The following is a 20,184-nucleotide window of genomic DNA, read 5'->3' as shown; positions in this document are numbered from 1 at the left end:
TGACTGAATGCGGCTGACTCGACGTTCCTTCGTGACCTCCCTGGCGACTGCTGGCGCCGCGTTGGCCATGCCCGCCATTGCGCGGGCCGAAGAAGACAATTTCTGGGACATGTTCGGCAAGGACCGCGCCATGCGGAATGTCGACCAGGAAGGCAACACGGCCACCGCCAAGAGCCTCGTCGACACGATCGAACCGATCCTCAGCTACGACACCTCGTACAATCTGCAGCTTGCTATCCAGAACTACGAGGCGTTCGTTTCCGCCAACGGCAGCTGGGAAGCGCCGAGCCGCGAAACCTTCGGACTGAAGCTCGGTGAATCCCGCCGCGCCGCTGCGCTCTTGAAGCGCCGCCTGATGATCAACGGCGACATGCCGCTCGAAAAGCGCGTCAACGAGGAGTTCGACGCCGGGCTCGACGCCGCGGTGCGCCTGTTCCAGGCCCGCCACGGCCTCGTCATCAACGGCCAGGTGGACGAAGCGACGTTCTACGCGCTCTCCGTTCCGGCCGATTACCGCCTCAACCAACTCCGCCTCAACGCGCAGCGCATCGACCAGTGGGCCTCGGCGCTCTCCGATCGCTACGTCGCGGTGAACATCCCGGCGGCGACCGTCGAGGCCGTCGAGGGCGCGCAGGTAGTGCAGCGCCACAATTCCGTCGTCGGCAAGGTCGATCGCGCCACGCCGATCCTCAACTCCAAGATCTTCCAGGTGAAGTTCAATCCTTACTGGACGGTGCCCAAGAGCATCATCGAGAAGGATATGATCCGGTACATGAACGAGGATCCGGAGTACCTGACCAAGTTCCGCATCCGTATCTTCGACGGCAACGGCAACGAGATCCCACCCTCCGCCATCAACTGGCAGACCACCGAGGCGGTGAAGTACACCTTCCGGCAGGACCCCGGCGGCGAGAACTCGATGGGTCACTGCAAGATCGACTTCTACAACAAGTACGACGTCTACATGCACGACACGCCGCAGAAGGCGCTGTTCGGCGAGAACGCCCGCTTCCACTCCTCGGGCTGCATGCGCTGCGAGAACATCGAAGAGCTGGTCGCGTGGCTGCTGCGCGACAATGGCGGCGGCTGGACCCCGGAAACGGTCATGTCCGCCTGGGAACAGGGTATGCGCGAGGACATCAAGCTCGACGTGCAGATCCCGATCCACACCACCTACATCACTGCCTGGGCCAACCGGCAGGGCACGGTGAGCTTCCGCGACGACGTCTATCAGTTCGACGCGCAGGGCATCGTCAGCTTCGGGGACGCCTGATCACATGGCCGGGCGCGATGACAATCGTCCGTCCGGCCGCGTCCTCTTCGAGTTCACCCAGCTCGGCCAGCAGATGCGCGTCGCCGCAATCGATGAGGCCACCGGCACCGAAGTGGTGGTGATCGCCCCCCTCAGCGCCACCCCCTTCCAGATGCAATCGCTGGCCCTCGCCAAGCTCAAGCGCAAGCTCGCCGGCGAAGACCCACCGATACCAAGCGGACCGAAGCCGGCGAAGTACGCTTGATGGTGCCTTAGGCGCCGCCGGTCACATAGGCCGCCAGGTTCTCCAGCGACGACTTCAGCCCCGCGTCGTGGTCCTGCATGCTGATCCCTTCCGGTACATCCTCGGCGAGAAAGATCACGCGTGTCCCGCCGGGCGCCGGTTCGAGGTCCCACACCATCCGCATGGTGCCGGCAAACGCCGGGTCGTCGCTCTTGAAGCGCACCAGTTGCACTACCCGCTTGCCGGGAACCAGCTCGGCGAACTCGGAGTGCACCACGTCCGTGTCCTCGGTGGACTTGCCGCGGCCGGGCTCGCTGTAGTGCAGCGCCATCCGGAAGACCCCGCCTGGGCGCGGCTCGAAATCGAGGATTTCGCCGGTCATGCCCTCGGGTGGCAGCCAGGCGAGGAGTGCATCGCGATCAACGAAGGCCTGGTAGATCGTCTCCGGCGGTGCCGCGACGATCAGCGATGCGGTGTCGACGCGCAGGTGTTCCGGCATGTTCGTCTCCCGTTGGCGTGCATCAACGCACAGGCGAGCCGATTGGATCAACCTTCAGGCTGCGGACACCAGCCCCACAAACGTCTCCCGGATGGCCGGCGGTTCCAGTTGGCGCGCCGTCCAGACGTGCATGTCGAGAAAGCGCCCGGTGAGCGCGAAGGCGTCGCTCACGTCTTCGGGGGTCGGTTCGGCATGCCCGATGAGGAACGGCGGCAGGCGCAGCAACCGGTCGAGGTATGGCTCGGCCGCGGCGCGGCTCACCGCCCGGCCGGACTTGGGGGAGACATGGGTAAGATCGCGCGTCGTGCCGGTGGCGGCGCAACTGCTGAGGTCGAGCCCATATCCCAGTTCATCGAGCAGGATGAGCTCGAACCGCGCCACCGAGGCGCCGAGCTCGAGCGGCGTGCCCTGCTGGTCGAGGATGCGGATGGCGAGGCCGAGCAGGCGATCATGCGGATCGCGCTCCGGCAACAGCCGCAGGTGCTCGCAGACAAGCTGGCTGGCATAGAGTCGTAGCCGGTCGGCGATCAGCGCCGCGGCGCGGGCCTCGAGCAGTTCGAGCGTGAAGGTGCCGAGATGTTCCTCGAGCCGGGCCCGCCAGGTGACCTGCACCGAGTTCCCCGGCTGCAGCGTCGCCGCGAGTTTCGAGGATCGTCCGCCCCGGATCAGCCCGAGCTGCCGCCCCCTGCCCTCGACCATCACCTCGGCGATGACGCTCGATTCGCCGTGACGCCGAACCCCGACGATCAGGCCCTCACCGTCCCATTGCATCGGATGTCACGTGGTGAGAGGGCGCACTCACTTCTGGTGCGGGTACTCCAGCCCCATCTCGCGGTAGCGCTCGGGGTCGTCGCCCCATTTCTCGCGCACCTTGACGAACATGAACAGGTGCACCGGCGTCTCGAAGATCTCCATCAGTTCCTTCCGCGCCTCGGCGCCGATCGACTTGATGGTCTGCCCGCCGGCGCCCAGAATGATCTTCTTGTGCGTGTCGCGAGTGACATAGATCACCTGGTCGATCCGATATGACCCATCCTTCTGGATGGTGAACTTTTCGGTCTCGACCGTCGTGTTGTAGGGGATCTCGTCGTGGATCCTCAGGAACAGCTTCTCGCGCGTCACCTCGGCGGCCGTGATCGCCAGCGTCAGGTCTGTCAGGTGGTCCTCGGGGAAGTGCCAGGGGCCGAGCGGGATGCGGGTCAGGCACCAGTCGAGCATGTCCTTGACGCCACTGCCCTTCAGCGCCGAGATCATGAAGGTGCGCTGGAAACGCACCATGCCGTTGAGCCGCTCCGACAGCCCCAGCAGCGTCTCGCGCTTGATCAGGTCGACCTTGTTGAGCACCAGGATCTTGTCGTGCGGGATATTCTCAAGGCCTTCGAGCAGTGCCTCGAGCTCGGGGGTGATGCCCCGCTCGGCGTCGACGATCAGCGCCACGAAATCGGCATCGCCCGCCCCGGTCCAGGCCGCGTCGACCATCGCCCGGTCGAGCCGGCGCTTGGGTGCGAAGATGCCGGGCGTATCGATGAAGATAATCTGCCCCTCGCCCTCCGTGACAACACCGCGGATCTGGGCGCGGGTGGTTTGCGCCTTGTGCGTGACGATCGACACCTTGGTGCCGACCAGCGAGTTGAGCAGCGTCGACTTGCCGGCATTGGGCGCGCCCACCAGCGCGACGAAGCCGCAGCGGGTGTTTTCGCCGGCCAGCGGCAGTTCGGTGGCCTCGGGCATTTCGTTCTTGTCGGTCATATCGTGTCGCGCCAGACTTTCTCTCGGATGAGGAAAGCCTCGGCGGCCTTGTGCTCGGCGAGCTTCTTGGAGGGGCCGGTGGCGGTGATGGCGGGATAATTGCCCAGCCGCACGGCAATGGTGAATTCCGGCGCGTGGTCGGGGCCGGTGCGTTCGATCTCGGCGTAAAGCGGGGGCTCGAGCCCCCTGCCCTGCGCCCATTCCTGCAGCGTAGTCTTGGGGTCGGCGCGGACGTTGCCGGCCTGGTCCAACTGTTCCCCGAACAGCCGCTCGACGATCTCGTAGGCCTGCCCCAGCCCACCATCGCAGAAGATGGCGCCGATCACCGCCTCGGCGATGTCGCCGAGAATGGCGTCCTTGTTGGCGCCGCCGGTCCGCGCTTCGCTGTCGCCGAGGTTCATCTCGGAGCCGAGGTCGAGCTGCCGGGCAATGGCGGCGCAAGTTTCCTTGCGCACCAGCGTATTGAGCGAGCGCGACAGCTCACCCTCATTGGCCTTGGGCAGCCGGCGGTAGAGCATGTCGGCGACGACGAGGCCGAGCACCCGGTCGCCCAGGAACTCCAGCCGCTGGTACGAGCGCTCGATGCGCTTGCCAGGCGAGACGGCGCTCGAATGGGTCAGCGCACGGTCGAGCAGGTCGGGGTCGGCAAAGCGATATCCCAGACGTGCCTCGAGCTTTTCGTGCGTGCGCCCCTTCCCCATCAGTTCACGGACTGGAACATCCGGTCCCAGCGGACGTTGGCGGGCCATTCCCACAGCTGCCACGGAGCAATGTTGTTCTTGATCGAGAAGAACCGCGCTTCCGCCTTGCCGATGAAGTTGTCGAGCGGCACGTAGCCGACCTGGCTCAGCACCCGGCTGTCGGCGGAGCGGTCACGGTTGTCGCCCATCATGAAGTAATGGCCCGAAGGCACGACATACTCGGCCGTGTTGTCGAGCGGCTGGTCGTCGGAGATTTCCTGGATGGTGTGCTTGACGCCGTTGGGCAGCGTCTCGGTGTAAACGATCACCGGCACCGTCGTCATGTAGCTGTCGGTGTCCTCGGCGGTCCCGGTCTGCTCGCGCTCAACCATGGTGCCGTTGATGTAGAGGCGACCCTCTTTCATCTGGATGCGATCGCCCGGCATGCCGATGACGCGCTTGATGTAGTCCTCGTTGGTGATCTCATTGCGGAACACCGCGATGTCGCCGCGCTGCGGCGTGCCGCCGAAGATGCGGCCGTTGAACGGCACGGCGATAGGGAACGAGTACTTGCCGAAGCCCCAGGTCCACTTGTTGGCGATGAAGTAGTCGCCGATCATCAGCGTCTGCTGCATGGAGGCCGTGGGAATGGAGAACGGCTGGTACAGGAACGTCCGGAAGATCAGTGCGATCGCCAGCGCCTCGATGATGACGATGAACGTCTCGAGCAGCTCATTCTTTTTCTTGCCGGCCTTGGCTTCGGCTTTCGACATCGACTGGCTCATTTCTCGCCTCTGCCCCAACGGGCCAAGTGGTTACGGGAGCGCTGGCACCCGGTCAACCGGGCAGCGCCTCGATAATGACGATCGCCTGGGCCATGCCGCCGTCGTCGGTAATAGTCAGGTGGATATGTGGCTTGTGACCAGCCGGAACAAGCCGCTCCAGGATCCGGGCAGCACCATTGGTCAACTTCATGGTCGGCTTGCCCGAGGGGAGGTTCACGACGCCCATGTCGCGCCAATAAACGCCGAAACTAAGGCCGGTACCCAAGGCCTTCGAGCAGGCCTCCTTGGCCGCGAAGCGCTTGGCATAGGACGCAGCGCGCTGCGCCCGCCGATCCGATTTCTGCCGCTCGATCTCGGTGAAACAGCGGTGCGTGAAGCGCTCGCCATAACGCGCCAGCGTCTTCTCGACGCGGCGGATGTCGCAGAGGTCATTGCCGATCCCGATGATCATTGGCGTGATGTCTCCGCGAACGCCTTCTCCCCTTGCGGGAGAAGGTGGCCGAAGGCCGGATGAGGGGTTCGCAACACGTGGTGTTGCGCGATCGGAGCGAAGCGACGAACGACGGCGTGCGCGGAGAGATACCCCTCATCCGCCCTACGGGCACCTTCTCCCGCAAGGGGAGAAGGCGAACCGGCGCTCACGGCAGCCATCACGCCAATCCCCTGCTCCCCGGCTTCACCGCCGGGATGGCCGCCAGTTCCGGCGGCAGCGCGTCGGCCGGATAGGCCGGCACCTTGTACTGCACCAGCGACACCAGCGGCACGCCGACGTCAGCCTCGCCGGCGGATCGGTCGATCAGGCACGCAGCGGCGACGACATTCGCGCCAGTCTTCTTGATCGCCTCGATGCACTCGCGGATCGAAATCCCGGTCGAGACGATGTCCTCGACCACGATCACCTTCTCGCCCGGCTTGAGCTCGAAACCACGGCGCAGCTCGAACTTGCCCTCGACGCGCTCGGTATAGATCGCCGGCACGCCCATGTGCCGCGCCGTCTCGTAGCCCGGGATGATCCCGCCCACCGCCGGCGAGACGATCTGGCTCACATCGCCATAGCCTTCCGCGCGGATCTTCGCCGCCAGCGCCCGGCAGAGCTTTTCGGCCTTGGCCGGGTGCATGAACACCCGCGCCTTCTGCAGGAAGACCGGCGAGCGCAGGCCGGAGGAGAGGATGAAATGCCCCTCGAGCAGCGCGCCGCTCTCACGGAACAGGTCCAGTACTTCGTCAGTGGTCACGCGGGCTCCTCTTGCCGTTCGGGCGCAGTCCATTCCAGCCGGTCCAGCGCCAGCGCCTCGGCCACCGTGGCGCGCTGCACGTCCGAGATGCCGGCCGCCAGCTTCAGCGAGTTCAGCACGTCGGTGAGCTGTGCAAGGTCACGGACCTCGATCTGGAAAGTGAACCGATGAAAATCGGGCGATTCCATGCGCATCACCAGATTATGGATGTTGGCCTCGCAGGCGGCAATCACCGTGGCGATCTGCGCCAGCGAGCCCGGCTTGTTCTGTGCCTGCATCGAGATCACGCACGGATAGTCGCGATCCTCGCGACCGCTAGTGTCCCAGCGCACGTCGATCCACGCGACGTCACTGTCATAGAGCTCGGACAGCGCGTCGGAGTGGATCGGGTAGATCATGATCGGGGTGTCCGGTGTCATGATGCCGACGAGCCGGTCGCCCGGCACCACGCCCTCCGGCGACACCTCGACCTTGGTGTTGAAATCGAGCTGCGTCAGCGCCGCCTTGGCGCGGGGGCCGGACCGCGGGTTGCCCGGCACGCGGAAGCGGAAGTGCTCCGTGGCCTTCAGCGCGAACCAGCCCTCGGCCTTGTCGGGCACCGGCAGGTCGATCTTCTTGCGCCGCCGCTTGATGCCCTTGACGTCCATGACGCGGGTATCGAGATCCTCGCCGCTGATCTTGCCCTCGCCGAGCGCGATCAGCAGCTCGCGCTTGCTGGATTGCCCCAGCCCTTCTGCCAGCTGCTTGAACTCCGCCTCGTCGAAACCGGTACCCTCGCGTTCGAGGAGGATCGAGACCATGTGCTCGCCCAGGGCGTAAGCTCGCGCCTGCGCCTGTAGCCGCACGGCACGGCGGATCGCGGCGCGGGCCTTGCCGGTGGCGGCGATGGTTTCCCAGTTCGAGGGCGGCAGGTGGTTCTGGTCGCGGATGATCTCGACTTCGTCGCCCGAGCGCAGCTGCGTCACCAGCGGCACGATCTGCCCGTTGATCTTGGCGCCCACGCAGGTGTCGCCGATATCGGTGTGCAGCGCATAGGCGAAATCGATGGGCGTCGCGCCACGCGGCAGCGCGATCAGCCGGCCGCGCGGGGTGAAGCAGAACACCTGGTCCTGGAACAGCTCGAGCTTGGTGTACTCGAGGAAATCCTCGGTCGACGACCCCGCCGTCAGGTGGCTGATGGTCGAGCGCAGCCAGACGAAGGCCTTACTCTCGTTCTCGATCTTGTGGATGTCGGTGGCGCCCTCCTTGTAGAGCGCGTGCGCCGCGATGCCGAACTCGGCGATCCGGTGCATCTCCTCGGTGCGGATCTGCAGCTCGGCGCGCTGCCGCCCCACGCCCACGATCGTGGTGTGGATCGAGCGATAATCATTGTGCTTGGGGACCGAGATGTAGTCCTTGAACCGCCCCGGCACGACCTTCCAGTTGGTGTGGACGATCCCCAGCGCCCGGTAGCAATCCTCCACCGTCGGCACGATCACCCGGAACCCGATCATGTCCGAGAGCTGCTCCAGGGCGATCTGCTTGCGCTCGATCTTGGTGAAGATCGACCACGGCGATTTCACCCGCGCCGAAACCCGCGCATCGATGCCGTCGCCCTTCAGCTTCTCGCTGAGCTCGGTCTTGATGGTCTTGATGGTGTCGGCAAACTCCGACTTCATCTCGTCGAGACGGTCGGTGATGGCCTTGTAGTGGTCCGGCTGCAGCGTCTTGAACGCCAGGTCCTCGAGCTCCTGGCGCATGTCCTGCATGCCCATGCGGCCGGCCAGCGGCGCATAGATATCCATCGTCTCGGTGGCGATGCGCTTGCGCTTGGCTTCCGGCATGAAGTCCAGCGTGCGCATGTTGTGCAGCCGGTCGGCGAGCTTCACCAGCAGCACCCGCACATCGGCGGAAATGGCCAGCAGCAGCTTCCTCAGGTTCTCGGCCTGCGCTTCCTCGCGCGTCACCAGCTGCAGCCGGTCGATCTTGGTCAGCCCGTCGACAATGGCGCCGATTTCCGGCCCGAACAGCTGGTCAATCTCGGCGCGCGTCGCGTCGGTGTCCTCGATGGTGTCGTGCAGCAGCGCCACCGCGATCGAGGCGTCGTCGAGCTTCAGGTCGGTGAGGATGGCGGCGACTTCGAGCGGGTGGGCAAAATACGGGTCGCCTGAGGCGCGCTTCTGCGTGCCATGCTTCTGCATCGCGTAGACGTAGGCCTTGTTGAGCAGCGCCTCGTCGGTATGGGGGTTATAGGCCTGCACCCGTTCGACGAGTTCATACTGACGCATCATTGGGTTGCCGCACTCCTACGCGGCCCCGCCTCGGCGGCTCAAAGTTGCTCTAGCGGCGATGCAAACAAAAAAGCGCCGGGCGGAAACGCCCGACGCCTCAAGACTATATATGCGAGATCAGTCGCCGATCAATCGTCGCGACGCTCGGGCGGAGCCAGAGATTCGATGCCGCGGAGCAGCTCGTCTTCGCTGATGGTGTCGAAGGTGTCGCCATCCTGGTCGGCATTGGCGTCGAGCAGCGGAGCGGCGTGCTTTTCGGGCTCGTCGACCTCGACATACTTCTGCAGCGAATGGATCAGGTCCTCGCGCAGGTCTTCGGGAGAGATGGTGCCGTCGCCGATCTCGCGCAGCGCCACGACAGGGTTCTTGTCGTTGTCGCGGTCGACGGTGATCGACGAGCCGGCCGAGATCATGCGGGCGCGATGAGCGGACATCAGAACCAGGTCGAACCGGTTCTCGATCTTCTCAATGCAGTCTTCGACGGTGACGCGGGCCACGTACGTCTCCAAATTGTGGGATCAAGCGGCCCTCATACACGAGCCTGCCCATGGGCACAAGGTTTTCAGTCCTCGGACACAAGAGCGTGTTTTACCACAGACAAGTGAAGCCCGGCCGCAAACTGTTTCGCATGATGGAACAATGGCTTGCCTGTACACCCCCAAAGCCCGACCGGATCGCTGCCGCTTATCGGTCTTGCAAATTCCCGGGAATAAGCGCGTATTCCGAACTTAGGGAGCGGACCTGTCGTAAATCGGCTACCTCCTCGAACCGGCGGTACGCCACAGATGATTTGATGCCGGGCAGCCTGAGAGGCCGGCGGCCCCGGTCAGGAGAACAGGCATGTCAATTGATCCGCGCGAGAAGATAGTACTCTTCATCGATGGCGCGAATCTCTATGCGACCAGCAAGGCCATCGGCGTCGATATCGACTATCGCCGGCTGCTCGCGGAGTTTCAGTCCAAATCCTACTTGCTGCGTGCGTACTACTACACTGCCCTGGTCGAGGATCAGGAATATTCCTCCATCCGTCCGCTCATCGACTGGCTCGATTACAACGGCTTCACTGTCGTCACGAAGCCGGCCAAGGAGTTCACCGACGCCTCGGGGCGCCGGAAGATCAAGGGCAACATGGACATCGAGCTGACCGTCGATGCGCTCGAGATGAGCGCCTTCTACGATCACCTCGTGCTGTTCTCGGGCGACGGCGATTTCACCGCGCTGGTTGCGGCGCTGCAGCGCAAGGGCAAGCGGGTCACCGTCGTCTCGACGCTCACCACGCCGACCCCGATGATCGCGGACGATCTCCGCCGGCAGGCCGATTTCTTCATGGATGTCGCCGATCTCGCCAAGATCGTCGGCCGCACCCCACCGGTCGATCGCACCACTGCGGTCGCCGACCGGACTGCGCCGGTCGACCGGACCATGGCGACCGTGGACCCTAAGGGAAGCTGAGTCCTTCCTGCATTTCCCGTTCATCGAAACGAGCAATGCAGGAATCTCTTGATTGTCGCGCGTTCGAACCGGAAAAGTCTGCAACTTTTCCTGAACGCCGCTCCAGCCCCCCACGGTTAACATTGCCTGAGACCAATCCGCCGCACGATTGCCCGCGTTGCCCGCGCCTCGTGGCCTTTCGCCACGACAACCAACGGTCCTATCCGGACTACTTCAATGGTCCGGTGCCGACCTGGGGCGACGAACATCCGGGGCTGATGATCGTCGGCCTTGCGCCGGGCCTCAAGGGCGCCAACCGCACCGGCCGGCCGTTCACCGGCGACTATGCGGGCGACCTGCTCTACGCGACGCTCGAAAAGTTCGGCCTCGCCACCGGCCACTACAAGCAGCGGCCGGACGATGGGCTCGAGCTCCAGAACGTGCTGATCGCCAACGCGGTGCGCTGCGTGCCACCGCAGAACAAGCCGACCGGCGACGAGATCAAGACCTGCCGCCCCTTCCTCGGCGCCGCCATCGAGGTGCATCGCCCCCGCGCCTTCCTGGCGCTCGGCCGCATCGCCCACGACTCGCTGCTCTCGACGCTGGGCGAAAAGCGCTCGAAGTATCCCTTCGGCCACGGTGTCGAACACCGGCTTACCGGTGGCGCCACACTCTTCGATAGCTACCACTGCTCGAGGTACAACACGAATACCGGCGTGCTGACCACGGCAATGTTCGAGGACGTCGTCGGCCGCGCAGCAGCACTCGTCGCCCCCCTGAGCCGCCATTTCACGACGCGCCGCCCCCCGGGCCGCTAACGACGTCTTGAAATCTCTGTTGATATCACTCGTAAATAGAGTGTTAATGCGCTGATCTACTGCAATCAGGGCGACAACGGTGCCGTTTCGTCGGGTGTTTTTAGCAGTTGCGGCCGTCTTGTTCTTGATCGGTGCCGCGATTTCAGAGGACCAACTAGGCGCTGTTGCTGCCGTGCGGCCACAGGCGACGGGTGGTTTTGGCGATGCGCGCGTCAGCCTCGTTCGCGGCAGCGAACTGCGCGAAGGCGAGACCATCATCACCGGCCTCGACGGCGAGGTGCAGGTGCTGTTTTCCGACCAGACCAAGCTGGTGATCGGTCGCGGCTCGAGCCTGGTCATCGAGCGCTACCTGCTTAGAAGCAACGGCACGCCGGAGAAGTTCGCGGTCAACGCGCTGGCCGGCACCTTCCGCTTCATCACCGGCAGCGGCGACAAGAAAGCCTACGCGATCAACACACCGACCGGGTCGCTGGGCGTCCGCGGCACCGAGTTCGACTTCACCGTCGACGGCGCCGGCAAGACCAGCGTGGTCCTCTACGAGGGCGGGGTCATCCTTTGCCCCATCACCGGCAAGTGCGTCACGCTCACCGAGCGCTGCAGCGTCGCGCAGATGAAGTCGCGGCGTGAAGCCAAGGTGATCAAGCGCGAAGCGGATCGCCTCAAGATCGCCAGCACCGCCTTCCCCTACGTCGTCTCCCAGGCCTCGTTGCGCCGGGAGTTCCGCGTCGGCAAGCCATCGGAATGCGCCGGTGAAATCCGGACCGCCGAGCAGCATTCCAGCCAGGCCATCGGCGTCCTCATCACGCCAATCCCTCCCGTCATCCCCGTTCCGAGTTCCCCTGACCCCGAAGGCAAGAACAATAACGGCCTCGGGAACGGCGGCGAGGGCGCCGAAGGCCCCCACGAGCAGGGCAATCCCGGGCACGGCAAGAACAAGAGCAAGAACAAGTAGCTGGCCCACGGGCTGCAACCCTGGTGGTGGTCACGCGTACTCGCTCCCCCTCCACCGGCCCCGTCTCCCCCCTGGCGGGGGAGAATTCCAAGAGGTGTTCGGAAGGTACGTAGGCTCGCCACCCGCCAACCGTCATCCCGGCGAAAGCCGGGACCCACTGCTCGGACCGTTGGTCCGGGCACGACCCCATCCGGTCCATCACAGCAAGGTCGGACGTGCTCGCGCGGGTGGATCAGCCGGTGCACTGGGTCCCGGCTTTCGCCGGGATGACGGCCAGCGAGGTTGGCTCGATGGTCCCCCAAACGCGATGCGGCACCTCCCCCTCTGACGGGGGGATGGATGGGGGTGAGCGGAGCCACAATCGTGAGGTGAAGCAAGGCGTTGCAAGAATCTTGCGCCGATCTATCCCCCCGCTCCCCACCCATGCGATTCTCCMCCCATCCGCTGCACCGAAGCGAGATCATGACGAGTGGTTGGTGCGGGGGAGACCGGGTGGGCTGCGGGTCGCTGCAGTTCAGGCGGAAACCATCACGGCAAGGACCGGTTCGCCGGTCAAGCCGCTATCACGCGAGGGCAGCTCGATGCGGAGTGGCCCAAGGGGCGAAGCCTGGCACGCATGAGCCGGGCGGGAGCAACGAAGGCGGTGCAGGTGATCCGGCCGCCGACTGAGGTCCCCCGTTTCTCGCGATGCGGCAGGGGATGCGCCCCGGCACTGGTGGCATAGGCCCAAAACCCCGGCCGGCCGGCGAGGCGTGAGCCTCTTTCATCTGCGGACTACCGCTACGGGGCAAACGCCTCGCCGGTCCCGCTTCGTTCTGTCCGAGAGGGCAGAGCTCTTTGAAAACTCCGAAGCCGCAGGGCTGTCGGACCTGTTGGTGTGCCCTGGATGAGCACCACGCCCTCGAGGCCTAGTTGTCCCGCACCTTGTACGGTTTCTGGTCGCGCCAGAAGCGCATCAGGCTTTCGAGGTCGGGGTCGCCCTGCTCGGGCAGGACGATCCGCAGCGTGACGTAGAGGTCGCCCGCGCCGTGGAGGCCCTTGCCCTTCAGCCGCAGCGCCTTGGCGGTATTGACCGAAGCCGGCAGGTTCAGTTCGGCTGAACCGTCGAGGGTCGGGACGCGGACCTTGCCGCCGAGCACCGCCTCGTAGAGCGTGATCGGCACGTCGACGCGCAGGTCCGCGCCATCGCGGCGGAACTGCTTGTGGCGCTCGAACTTCACCGTGACGATGGCGTCGCCGGGCGGGCCGCCAAGCGGCGAGGGATGGCCCTGGCCCTTGAGCCGGATCTGCTGGCCCTCCTCGACCTTTTCGGGGAGCTTGACGTTCAGCACCTTGCCGGTCGGCATGCGCAACGGCACGCTCCCTGCGGCGTTGGCCTCCTCCAGCGTCACCGTTGCGGTGGCGTTGATGTCTTCGCCGCCCATGCCGGCGGTGCGGCCGGTATTGAAGCCGCCGCTCGAGGCGCCGGTGAAGGGGTCCCAGCTCTGGCTGCCGCCGGCGCCACGGGTCGGCCCGCGCTGCTGGCCACCGAAGCCCGACATGAATTCCTTGAGGATGTCCTCGGCTGAGAACCCGCTCGCTCCAGCACCGGCGCCGGGGCGGGCACCGCCACCGGTGCGGCCAAAGCCGCCAAAGCGCGGGTTGCCGTCAGCGTCGATCTCGCCGCGGTCATAGCTGGCGCGCTTGTCCTTGTCGGACAGGAAATCATAGGCAGATGAGACCTCGGCGAATTTCGCGTGGGCCTTGGGGTCGTCCTGGTTCTGATCGGGGTGATGCGCCTTGGCGAGCTTGCGATAGGCCGCCTTGAGGTCCTTCTCGGTGACGGACTTGGGCACCCCGAGCACGGTATACGGGTCGCGCATGGGTTCTTTCAATTCGAGCGGGTCGGGGATTTGCTTTCGCGCCCCGCGCCATCCTATATGGCCATGCGCTCCGGGCTTGTCCAGACTGGCGCGCGACGAGGGTAAAGCCATGCCTGCAACGACACTTACCGAGCGCCTGTTCGACGATTCCGATACCGCGCCGATCGACCCCTGCTCGCTGTTCGAGGAATGGTTCGCGGCGGCGCAGGAAAGCGAACCGAACGATCCGCACGCCATGGCACTGGCCAGCGTCGACGCCGATGGCATGCCGGACGTGCGCATGGTGCTGCTCAACCAGCGGGACGCGCGGGGCTTCTGCTTCTTCACCAATTTTGAAAGCGACAAGGGCCGCGAACTGCTGGCGCATCCGAAGGCCGCGTTCGTGATGCACTGGAAGACGTTGCGCCGGCAGATCCGGGTGCGCGGACCGGTGGAGGTGGTGGCCGACAAGGAGGCCGACGCCTATTTCGCCACCCGGGCTCGGGTGAGCCAGATCGGCGCCCACGCGTCCAAGCAATCCCGGCCGCTGGCCAACCGCTACGCGCTGCTGGAACGGGTCGAAACGCTGAACAAGAGCTTTCGCGAGGACGAGCCGGTGAACCGGCCTGCCCATTGGTCCGGCTTCCGGGTGATCCCGCAGGTGATGGAGTTCTGGAAGGACGGTGCCAACCGGCTGCACGACCGGGTGCGCTTTACCCGCGCCCTGCCCGACGGAGCCTGGAGCCGGCAGCGGCTCTATCCGTAACAATCGTTTCCCAACGGATTGCCAGTTCTGCCGTGGCCTGCAAGATAATCGGCGGGGCTCGGAGGCGCGGACGGGGATGCTGACTGATGGGACACTGGGCGAGGACGCCCAGCCCAGCCACGACGCCGTGGCTTTCACCGGCACCCGCTCGGAACTGTTCGGCAGGCTGCTACGCGGCTACCTGCTGATGCTGCCGACGCTCGGCGTCTATCGGTTTTGGGTCACCACCACGAAGCGCCGCTTCTACTGGCAGAACACCGTGGTCGCCGGCGAGCCGCTCGAATATACCGGCAATGCGCGGCAGTTGCTGATCGGCTTCCTGTTCGCCGTCGCCTTCTTCCTCCCGATCTACGTCGCCTTCTTCGTATTCTCGACCCAGTCGGGCACCTTTGCGCTGGTCGGCTACGGGTGCGTCGCGGCGCTGCTCTGGCTGCTCACCGGCTATGCGCAATATCGCGGCCGCGATTTCCGGCTGTCACGCACGCTGTGGCGCGGCATCCGCTTCGACCAGAAGGGCAGCGCCTGGGGCTATGCCTGGCGGCGCTTCGGTTGGTCGCTGCTGGTGCTGGTCACACTTGGGCTGACCTACCCGCTGATGGTCGGCAACCTCTGGCGCTACCGCTACAACAACACCTGGTACGGCAATCGGCAGGTCACTTTCGCAGGCAGCTGGAAGACGATAGCCGGCCCGTTCTACCGCGCCTACGGCGTAGTGGCCGTGACCGTGGCGGCGGCGATCGGGCTCAATATCGCGGCACGCGGCGGCGGCGGGTGGATCGGGATCAGCCTGCTCGCCGTTTTGCTGGTCGCCGGTCTCGTCTTCCCGTACTGGCGGTCGCGCGAGGCGAGCCGCATGCTCTCGGCCATCCGGCTCGGCGACGTCGCGGTCAGCGTCCACGTGCGGGCCCGCACATTGGTCGGGCAGTATACCGTATTCGGCCTAGCGCTATTCGGCGTGCTGGTTGCGCTGATGCTGGTTGGCACGATGCTGTTCATGCAGCTTTACCTCACCCACCAGATCGATCCGGTGGGCGACTTCCGCCAGCTGGCAATGTCGGGCTGGGCCGGGGCGACGCTGGTGATCGGCGGCTATCTCGTGGGCTTTGCCAGCTTCAGCCTCCTCGCCGAGACGATCCTCGATTTCGGCTACTGGAAGGCCGTGGCATCACGCGCCACGCTCAGCAATGTCGAGAGCCTCGCCGCGATCCGCGCCATCGACGAGGACAAGGCGCTGGTCGGCGAAGGCCTGGCCGATGCGCTCAATGTGGGGTCGTTCTGATGGAGCCCATTGCCACCTATCACGATGGCCTGGTCGCCGCGACGCGTGTCGTCACCTTCGCCATAACCCGGGCGCCCGAGCCGCCCGAAATGATCATCGCCGACATCGATACACTCGACGAGATCGACCGCTGGTCGGTCGACGACATCTTCGAAGTGCCGTCGCGCAAAGGCGAGCTGCGGCTTGGCGCCACCGGACGGCCCTATGGGGCGCGCCTGCGCCTCACCGGCAAAGGCTGGATCGACGCGACGCGGCAATTGCTGCCGGCGCTGAAGCGGCAGCAGCGCGGCGAGACCGGCGCACAGCTGAAGATCATCGGCATCGCCACCGGGGCGCTGCTGTCCGTCATCGTCGCCTATGTGGTCGGCGTGCCGTTGCTGGCGAGCCGGATCGTGCCACTGGTGCCGCCCGCCTGGGAGGCGCAACTGGGCGAAACGGCGCTCGAGCAGATCAACTCGCTGGTGAGCGAGAGCGGCTCGGTGCAGCTCTGCGATGCCGATCCGGGCAGCCTCGCCAACCGCGCCATCGACAGCTTTGCGAGGGATGTGCTGGCCGGCACCGGCTCGCCGTTCACCCCCGACATCAAGGTGGTGCGATCGGCAATCCCCAACGCCTTCGCGCTACCGGGCGGGCACAGCTACTATTTCTCGGCGCTCCTGGCGGAGACGCAAAGCCCCGACGAGTTCGCCGGGGTGATGGCGCATGAACTCGGCCATGTGCTCCACCGGCACGGCCTCGAAGGCCTGATCGCCAGTTCCGCCACCGGCCTGCTGGTCGGCTTCGTGCTCGGCGACATGACCGGGCTCTCGGTCGCCGGCGGTCTCGGCGCGGCGCTGATCGACACACGGTTCTCGCGCGACGCGGAACGGCAGGCCGATGCATTTGCCGGGGCGACGGGCGAGCGGCTGGGGTTCGACCCGACGGCGCTGGCGACACTGCTCGAACGGGTGGCCGCCGACGACGATACCGGCCGCGTGCTGAGCGTCTTCAGCTCGCACCCGCTGACGGCCGAACGGCACGCCGCGCTGGAGGCGATGCCGCAGCCGCCGGCCGGCCGGCAGGTGTTCAGCCCCGACGAATGGGCGGCGATCAAGGCGATGTGCGGGCCACCGCAGCCTGGCTCCTAACAGCTTTATTCGGCGAGGCTTTGCATGAAGCGGCCTGCCGTGCTTATCCCTTAGCTCAACTGCATTTCCGGCCGGCACGATGCGCATACTCATCCGCACCTCGAAATGGGCGATCTGGGCCCGGCGCTTCGGCAGCCTGGCGCTGCCGCTCACCATCATCCCGATACTGCTGCACCGTGAGCAGCTGATCAGCAGTGCCGACTTCGCCGTCATCGAGGCGGTGGCGGCCGCTGTCGCGGCGCTGGCGGTGTTCCTCGCGCTCGGCGCGTTCGGGCGGCTGTGGCTCACTGGCGACCGGGGCTGGAGCAAGGGCGGCTGGGGCCTGTTCTTCGGCATCCTCTGCCTCCTCCCCTTCGCCTATCTCGGCTACGAGGCGACGCGCTTTCCGATGGTCAACGAGGTGACCACCGATGTCACCGACCCGTTGCCGCTGGTCTCGCCGGTGCGCGTCGCGCCGACCAGCACACCGCTGCGCGAGCTGATCGCCACGACCTTCCCCAACGTGCAGACCCGCACCTACCCGATCGAAGCCACCGAGATGTTCACCATCGTCGACGACCTCGTCGAGGCGCGTGGCTGGGACGTGCGGACCCGGCGCGCGCCACCGACCGCGCTCGACATCGGCCAGATCAACGCTATCGCGGTGACGCTGTTCGGCTGGCGCGACGAGGTGGCGATCCGGGTGACCGGCACGGCGCAGGGTTCGACCATCGACATGCGCTCGGTGCCGCTCAGCGGCTTCCACGATTTCGGCGAGAACGGCAAGCGGATCGAGGAATTCTTGCTCGCGCTCGACGAGAAGATCACCCTGACGCTGCGCGATGCCCCGCAGGCCGCGACGGCGCCGGATGTCGAAGCCTCCCCGCCGCCGCCCGCCGGCGGGGAACCGGAGTAGACCGCTCAGGTCCGCGACGGAAAGATCGTCGTGCCGAATACGCCGTAAGTCGCGCCGATCAGCCCGCGGTCGGCCAGGTATTCGACATGCGCCTTCAGCGTCATCAACGCCGCTCCGCGCAGCGGCAGCGGCAGCTTGGGATAGATCGGGGCCAGCAACTCGCTCACCTTGCGCGCTCCGCCCTCGACCGCGGCGAGCACCTGCCGGTTGCGCTCCTGCCGATGTGCCAGCAATGCCCTGGCATAGGCCGGACCGTCCTCGATCACCCCGCCATGCGCCGGCACGTAGTGGGCGTAGCCGAGCCCGACCACCCGTTCGAGCGCGTGCAGGTAATCGGCCATCGAGCCGTCCGGCACCGAGACCAGCGTCGAGTTCCAGCCCATGATGTGATCGCCGGTCAGCAGCCACGGCGTACCGGCGAGGCCGAAGGCCAGGTGGTTGGCGCAATGGCCGGGGGTCGCGATCACCTCGAGCGCGACGCCGCCGAGATTGAGCTGGTCGCCATCCCGCAGCACCCGGTCGGGCTCCAGTGCCCAGTCGCTTTCGCGACCCACAGCGTTGATCTCGAACAGCCGCGGCGCGCGACTCAGCCGGTGCCTGCCGCCGAACCACACCGGCGCGCCGGTCGCCGCCTTGAGCTTGGGCACCAGCGCCGAATGGTCGCGGTGGGTGTGCGTGAGGACGATCGCCTCGACCTTGCGCTCGCCGATCGCTCGCAACAGCGCCTCGAGATGCGCCTTGTCGTCGGGGCCGGGATCGATCACCGCGACGCTGTCGGTACCGACCAGGAAGCTGTTGGTGCCCTTGAACGTATAGGGCCCGGCATTGGGTGCCGTGATGCGAGCGAGACCCGGAGCCATCGGCACCGCACGCCCGGTTTCCGGGTCGAACGCGGTGTTGAACTGCAGTGCGGGGGGTGGGGCAGCCATTGCGCTCTCCCAAGCGAGCGACTAGAAATCGGGCTAGAAATGCTCCTCAGGATGAAGGATTGGCAATGGCCTTGACGCTCACCACGCCGAACACCGTTCTCGGCGTGCTCTCGCCCAAGTCGCAGTCGGCCCGCCTCGCGGCAAATCTGGTCACCGTGGTGCTCGGGTCGCTGGTGCTGGCGCTCTCGGCCAAGATCAGCGTGCCGGTCATGCCGATCCCGGTGACGCTCCAGACTCTCGCGGTCGCGGCGCTTGCCGCCGGTTTCGGCTGGCGCATCGGGGTTGCCACCGTGGCCCTCTACATCGTCCAGGGCCTCTCGGGCCTGCCGGTCTTTGCCACCGGCGGCGGCCTCGACTACGTCATGCGCCCGTCCTTCGGCTTCATCCTCGGCTACCTGCCGATGGCCTACATCATCGGCCGCGCGGCGGATCTCGGCGCTTCGGGCCGCATCGTGCTGCTGTTTGGCGCCATGGTCCTTGGCGACGCAGTGCTGTTCGCCTTCGGCTTCACCTGGCTGCTGGTTGTCGCCAATGTCATCGTCCAGTCCGGTGCGGCGCTGCCGACCTGGCTCGATGCGACCAACCTGATCGGCACGGCCTGGAACGGGGCCGTGGCGCCGTTCATCGTCTGGGACCTGCTGAAGATGGCCTTTGCGGCGCTCAGCGTCGTCGGCGTCTGGAAGCTGCTGCCCAAGCAGGCCTGATTGCCTTGCTACGAATTGCGAAGGGCCGGTCGAAGGACCGGCCCTTTTTGTTGATTTGGTCGCCTGCACAAACGACGCGGTCCTCTCGAACCGCCCCATTCGGGGCAGGGACAGGGTCTAGTTGGTGAACACAGCCAGCGAACCGTCGGCCGCAACGCCGATAGCGATGACGTCCTCGGCCTCGGCATTGTTGGCCTCGAGCCAGGCATCGAGCGCGACATTGCCCGAAACGGCGGCCTGCAGATCTTCGATCTCGCCGGCGTTGTCGGTCAGCGCCAGGTCGAGCGCCGCCGCGTTGTCGGCGTTGATCCAGCCGCTCACGTCATAGGCGGTAGCGTTGACGTCGGTGAGGCCGGAGAGGCTGAGATCGGTCCAGTTGCTGGTTTCGATCAGTCCGATCACCACCCTGAGCTCGTCATCGGATGTTAAGGACGCAGCCGCCGAGGCGTTGGCGGTGAGGCCCCCTGCCGTGCTATCGGTAGAATTGACGGCATTGATGCCGACATTGGCGTCGGCGCCGAGGCCGAGCGACAGGCCGGTGCCTTCGCCGGCCGAAACGTCGCCGCCGAGCGAAGCGCCTACGCTGAGATCGAGCGCCAGACTGGGCGTGGAGAGGATGCAGAGGCAGACAAGCGCTGCGGCGAGGGTTTGAGTTTTCACGATGATGGCTCCTTTGCCGTTAGTGCGAGTCGGAGTCTGGGGGATTCGGCCTGACACCCGGATGAGAT

Annotated in this window: 22 protein-coding genes; 10 read left to right on the top strand and 12 right to left on the bottom strand. The window is 65.7% G+C overall.

All coding sequences use genetic code 11. The features are described 5' to 3' along the window. The first annotated feature begins 7 nt into the window (after positions 1-7). The gene (locus AC1DV8_RS10835; RefSeq protein WP_477157473.1) at positions 8-1,273 is read left to right on the top strand and encodes a L,D-transpeptidase family protein; all 1,266 of its coding nucleotides are present in this window, start codon (positions 8-10) and stop codon (positions 1,271-1,273) included. 4 nt (positions 1,274-1,277) lie between these two features. Further along, entirely contained in the window at positions 1,278-1,517 is a 240-nt protein-coding gene (locus AC1DV8_RS10830; RefSeq protein WP_477157472.1) for a DUF6898 family protein, read from the top strand. Between the two features lie 7 nt (positions 1,518-1,524). Here the strand turns inward: AC1DV8_RS10830 and AC1DV8_RS10825 are convergent, their stop codons facing one another. From AC1DV8_RS10825 to rpoZ, 9 genes are all read right to left on the bottom strand, one after another. Continuing rightward, on the bottom strand, positions 1,525-1,995 hold the full coding sequence (locus AC1DV8_RS10825; protein ID WP_477151194.1) for an SRPBCC family protein: 471 nt from the start codon (positions 1,993-1,995) through the stop codon (positions 1,525-1,527). Positions 1,996-2,049: 54 nt separating this feature from the next. After that, on the bottom strand, positions 2,050-2,766 hold the full coding sequence (recO, locus tag AC1DV8_RS10820; protein WP_477157471.1) for a DNA repair protein RecO: 717 nt from the start codon (positions 2,764-2,766) through the stop codon (positions 2,050-2,052). Between the two features lie 27 nt (positions 2,767-2,793). Beyond that, a complete protein-coding gene (gene era / locus AC1DV8_RS10815; protein WP_477157470.1) occupies positions 2,794-3,744 on the bottom strand; it encodes a GTPase Era in 951 nt (316 codons plus the stop codon). Beyond that, positions 3,741-4,445, bottom strand: coding sequence for a ribonuclease III (rnc, locus tag AC1DV8_RS10810; protein WP_477151197.1), 705 nt, complete (start codon positions 4,443-4,445; stop codon positions 3,741-3,743). Before rnc ends, era begins: the two co-directional genes overlap by 4 nt. Further along, on the bottom strand, positions 4,445-5,209 hold the full coding sequence (gene lepB / locus AC1DV8_RS10805; protein WP_477151198.1) for a signal peptidase I: 765 nt from the start codon (positions 5,207-5,209) through the stop codon (positions 4,445-4,447). Before lepB ends, rnc begins: the two co-directional genes overlap by 1 nt. 52 nt (positions 5,210-5,261) lie before the next feature. Continuing rightward, complete coding sequence (acpS, locus tag AC1DV8_RS10800; RefSeq protein WP_477151199.1) at positions 5,262-5,660, bottom strand: holo-ACP synthase; 399 nt, start codon at positions 5,658-5,660, stop codon at positions 5,262-5,264. 199 nt (positions 5,661-5,859) lie between these two features. Then, positions 5,860-6,444 (bottom strand): orotate phosphoribosyltransferase, encoded by a 585-nt coding sequence (gene pyrE / locus AC1DV8_RS10795; protein WP_477151200.1) that lies wholly within the window; start codon positions 6,442-6,444, stop codon positions 5,860-5,862. Further along, positions 6,441-8,714, bottom strand: a complete 2,274-nt coding sequence (locus AC1DV8_RS10790) for a RelA/SpoT family protein (RefSeq protein WP_477151201.1) — start codon at positions 8,712-8,714, stop codon at positions 6,441-6,443. Before AC1DV8_RS10790 ends, pyrE begins: the two co-directional genes overlap by 4 nt. 128 nt (positions 8,715-8,842) lie before the next feature. Further along, positions 8,843-9,211, bottom strand: a complete 369-nt coding sequence (rpoZ, locus tag AC1DV8_RS10785) for a DNA-directed RNA polymerase subunit omega (protein WP_477151202.1) — start codon at positions 9,209-9,211, stop codon at positions 8,843-8,845. 343 nt (positions 9,212-9,554) lie between these two features. Here rpoZ and AC1DV8_RS10780 point away from each other — a divergent pair, with 343 nt between their 5' ends. The 3 genes from AC1DV8_RS10780 to AC1DV8_RS10770 all read left to right on the top strand — a co-directional run bounded on the left by AC1DV8_RS10780 (position 9,555) and on the right by AC1DV8_RS10770 (position 11,915). Further along, positions 9,555-10,166: a LabA-like NYN domain-containing protein gene (locus AC1DV8_RS10780; protein WP_477151203.1), complete on the top strand. Its 612-nt coding sequence runs from the start codon at positions 9,555-9,557 to the stop codon at positions 10,164-10,166. 122 nt (positions 10,167-10,288) lie between these two features. Further along, positions 10,289-10,963 (top strand): uracil-DNA glycosylase, encoded by a 675-nt coding sequence (locus tag AC1DV8_RS10775; RefSeq protein WP_477151204.1) that lies wholly within the window; start codon positions 10,289-10,291, stop codon positions 10,961-10,963. A gap of 118 nt (positions 10,964-11,081) precedes the next feature. Next, positions 11,082-11,915 carry a FecR family protein gene (locus AC1DV8_RS10770; protein ID WP_477157469.1) on the top strand — a complete coding sequence of 278 codons (834 nt, stop codon included), beginning with the start codon at positions 11,082-11,084 and terminating at the stop codon, positions 11,913-11,915. A 908-nt stretch (positions 11,916-12,823) separates the two neighbouring features. Here AC1DV8_RS10770 and AC1DV8_RS10765 read toward each other — a convergent pair. Continuing rightward, the gene (locus AC1DV8_RS10765) at positions 12,824-13,777 is read right to left on the bottom strand and encodes a DnaJ C-terminal domain-containing protein (RefSeq protein WP_477157468.1); all 954 of its coding nucleotides are present in this window, start codon (positions 13,775-13,777) and stop codon (positions 12,824-12,826) included. Positions 13,778-13,886: 109 nt separating this feature from the next. Between AC1DV8_RS10765 and pdxH the strand changes: the two genes are divergently transcribed. The 4 genes from pdxH to AC1DV8_RS10745 all read left to right on the top strand — a co-directional run bounded on the left by pdxH (position 13,887) and on the right by AC1DV8_RS10745 (position 17,823). Then, on the top strand, positions 13,887-14,522 hold the full coding sequence (gene pdxH, locus AC1DV8_RS10760) for a pyridoxamine 5'-phosphate oxidase (protein WP_477151738.1): 636 nt from the start codon (positions 13,887-13,889) through the stop codon (positions 14,520-14,522). Between the two features lie 76 nt (positions 14,523-14,598). Beyond that, positions 14,599-15,801: a DUF898 family protein gene (locus tag AC1DV8_RS10755; RefSeq protein WP_477157467.1), complete on the top strand. Its 1,203-nt coding sequence runs from the start codon at positions 14,599-14,601 to the stop codon at positions 15,799-15,801. After that, entirely contained in the window at positions 15,801-16,928 is a 1,128-nt protein-coding gene (locus AC1DV8_RS10750; protein WP_477157466.1) for a M48 family metallopeptidase, read from the top strand. Before AC1DV8_RS10755 ends, AC1DV8_RS10750 begins: the two co-directional genes overlap by 1 nt. A gap of 79 nt (positions 16,929-17,007) precedes the next feature. Further along, complete coding sequence (locus AC1DV8_RS10745) at positions 17,008-17,823, top strand: DUF1499 domain-containing protein (RefSeq protein ID WP_477157465.1); 816 nt, start codon at positions 17,008-17,010, stop codon at positions 17,821-17,823. A gap of 5 nt (positions 17,824-17,828) precedes the next feature. Here the strand turns inward: AC1DV8_RS10745 and AC1DV8_RS10740 are convergent, their stop codons facing one another. After that, complete coding sequence (locus AC1DV8_RS10740; RefSeq protein WP_477157464.1) at positions 17,829-18,752, bottom strand: MBL fold metallo-hydrolase; 924 nt, start codon at positions 18,750-18,752, stop codon at positions 17,829-17,831. A gap of 65 nt (positions 18,753-18,817) precedes the next feature. On the opposite strand from AC1DV8_RS10740, the gene AC1DV8_RS10735 reads away from it, so the two are divergent. Then, positions 18,818-19,456 (top strand): biotin transporter BioY, encoded by a 639-nt coding sequence (locus AC1DV8_RS10735; protein WP_477157463.1) that lies wholly within the window; start codon positions 18,818-18,820, stop codon positions 19,454-19,456. A gap of 117 nt (positions 19,457-19,573) precedes the next feature. On the opposite strand, the gene AC1DV8_RS10730 is transcribed toward AC1DV8_RS10735, so the two are convergent. After that, positions 19,574-20,116: a hypothetical protein gene (locus AC1DV8_RS10730; protein WP_477151744.1), complete on the bottom strand. Its 543-nt coding sequence runs from the start codon at positions 20,114-20,116 to the stop codon at positions 19,574-19,576. Between the last annotated feature and the right edge of the window lie 68 nt (positions 20,117-20,184).

The organism is Devosia sp. P3_B2, from assembly GCF_056402875.1.
The sequence above is the reverse complement of the archived record's forward strand: the minus strand, read 5'-3'. Positions and strand labels throughout refer to the sequence as shown.

Excerpts from the sequence above, each read along its gene's own strand:
- AC1DV8_RS10765 (WP_477157468.1), bottom strand. The coding sequence starts at position 13,777 with ATGCGCGACCCGTATACCGTGCTCGGGGTGCCCAAGTCCGTCACCGAG.
- AC1DV8_RS10780 (WP_477151203.1), top strand. The coding sequence starts at position 9,555 with ATGTCAATTGATCCGCGCGAGAAGATAGTACTCTTCATCGATGGCGCG.
- era (WP_477157470.1), bottom strand. The coding sequence starts at position 3,744 with ATGACCGACAAGAACGAAATGCCCGAGGCCACCGAACTGCCGCTGGCC.
- pdxH (WP_477151738.1), top strand. The coding sequence starts at position 13,887 with ATGCCTGCAACGACACTTACCGAGCGCCTGTTCGACGATTCCGATACC.
- AC1DV8_RS10740 (WP_477157464.1), bottom strand. The coding sequence starts at position 18,752 with ATGGCTGCCCCACCCCCCGCACTGCAGTTCAACACCGCGTTCGACCCG.
- recO (WP_477157471.1), bottom strand. The coding sequence starts at position 2,766 with ATGCAATGGGACGGTGAGGGCCTGATCGTCGGGGTTCGGCGTCACGGC.
- acpS (WP_477151199.1), bottom strand. The coding sequence starts at position 5,660 with ATGATCATCGGGATCGGCAATGACCTCTGCGACATCCGCCGCGTCGAG.
- AC1DV8_RS10825 (WP_477151194.1), bottom strand. The coding sequence starts at position 1,995 with ATGCCGGAACACCTGCGCGTCGACACCGCATCGCTGATCGTCGCGGCA.
- AC1DV8_RS10735 (WP_477157463.1), top strand. The coding sequence starts at position 18,818 with ATGGCCTTGACGCTCACCACGCCGAACACCGTTCTCGGCGTGCTCTCG.
- AC1DV8_RS10755 (WP_477157467.1), top strand. The coding sequence starts at position 14,599 with ATGCTGACTGATGGGACACTGGGCGAGGACGCCCAGCCCAGCCACGAC.
- AC1DV8_RS10750 (WP_477157466.1), top strand. The coding sequence starts at position 15,801 with ATGGAGCCCATTGCCACCTATCACGATGGCCTGGTCGCCGCGACGCGT.
- AC1DV8_RS10830 (WP_477157472.1), top strand. The coding sequence starts at position 1,278 with ATGGCCGGGCGCGATGACAATCGTCCGTCCGGCCGCGTCCTCTTCGAG.
- rnc (WP_477151197.1), bottom strand. The coding sequence starts at position 4,445 with ATGGGGAAGGGGCGCACGCACGAAAAGCTCGAGGCACGTCTGGGATAT.
- AC1DV8_RS10835 (WP_477157473.1), top strand. The coding sequence starts at position 8 with ATGCGGCTGACTCGACGTTCCTTCGTGACCTCCCTGGCGACTGCTGGC.
- AC1DV8_RS10745 (WP_477157465.1), top strand. The coding sequence starts at position 17,008 with ATGCGCATACTCATCCGCACCTCGAAATGGGCGATCTGGGCCCGGCGC.
- lepB (WP_477151198.1), bottom strand. The coding sequence starts at position 5,209 with ATGAGCCAGTCGATGTCGAAAGCCGAAGCCAAGGCCGGCAAGAAAAAG.
- AC1DV8_RS10790 (WP_477151201.1), bottom strand. The coding sequence starts at position 8,714 with ATGATGCGTCAGTATGAACTCGTCGAACGGGTGCAGGCCTATAACCCC.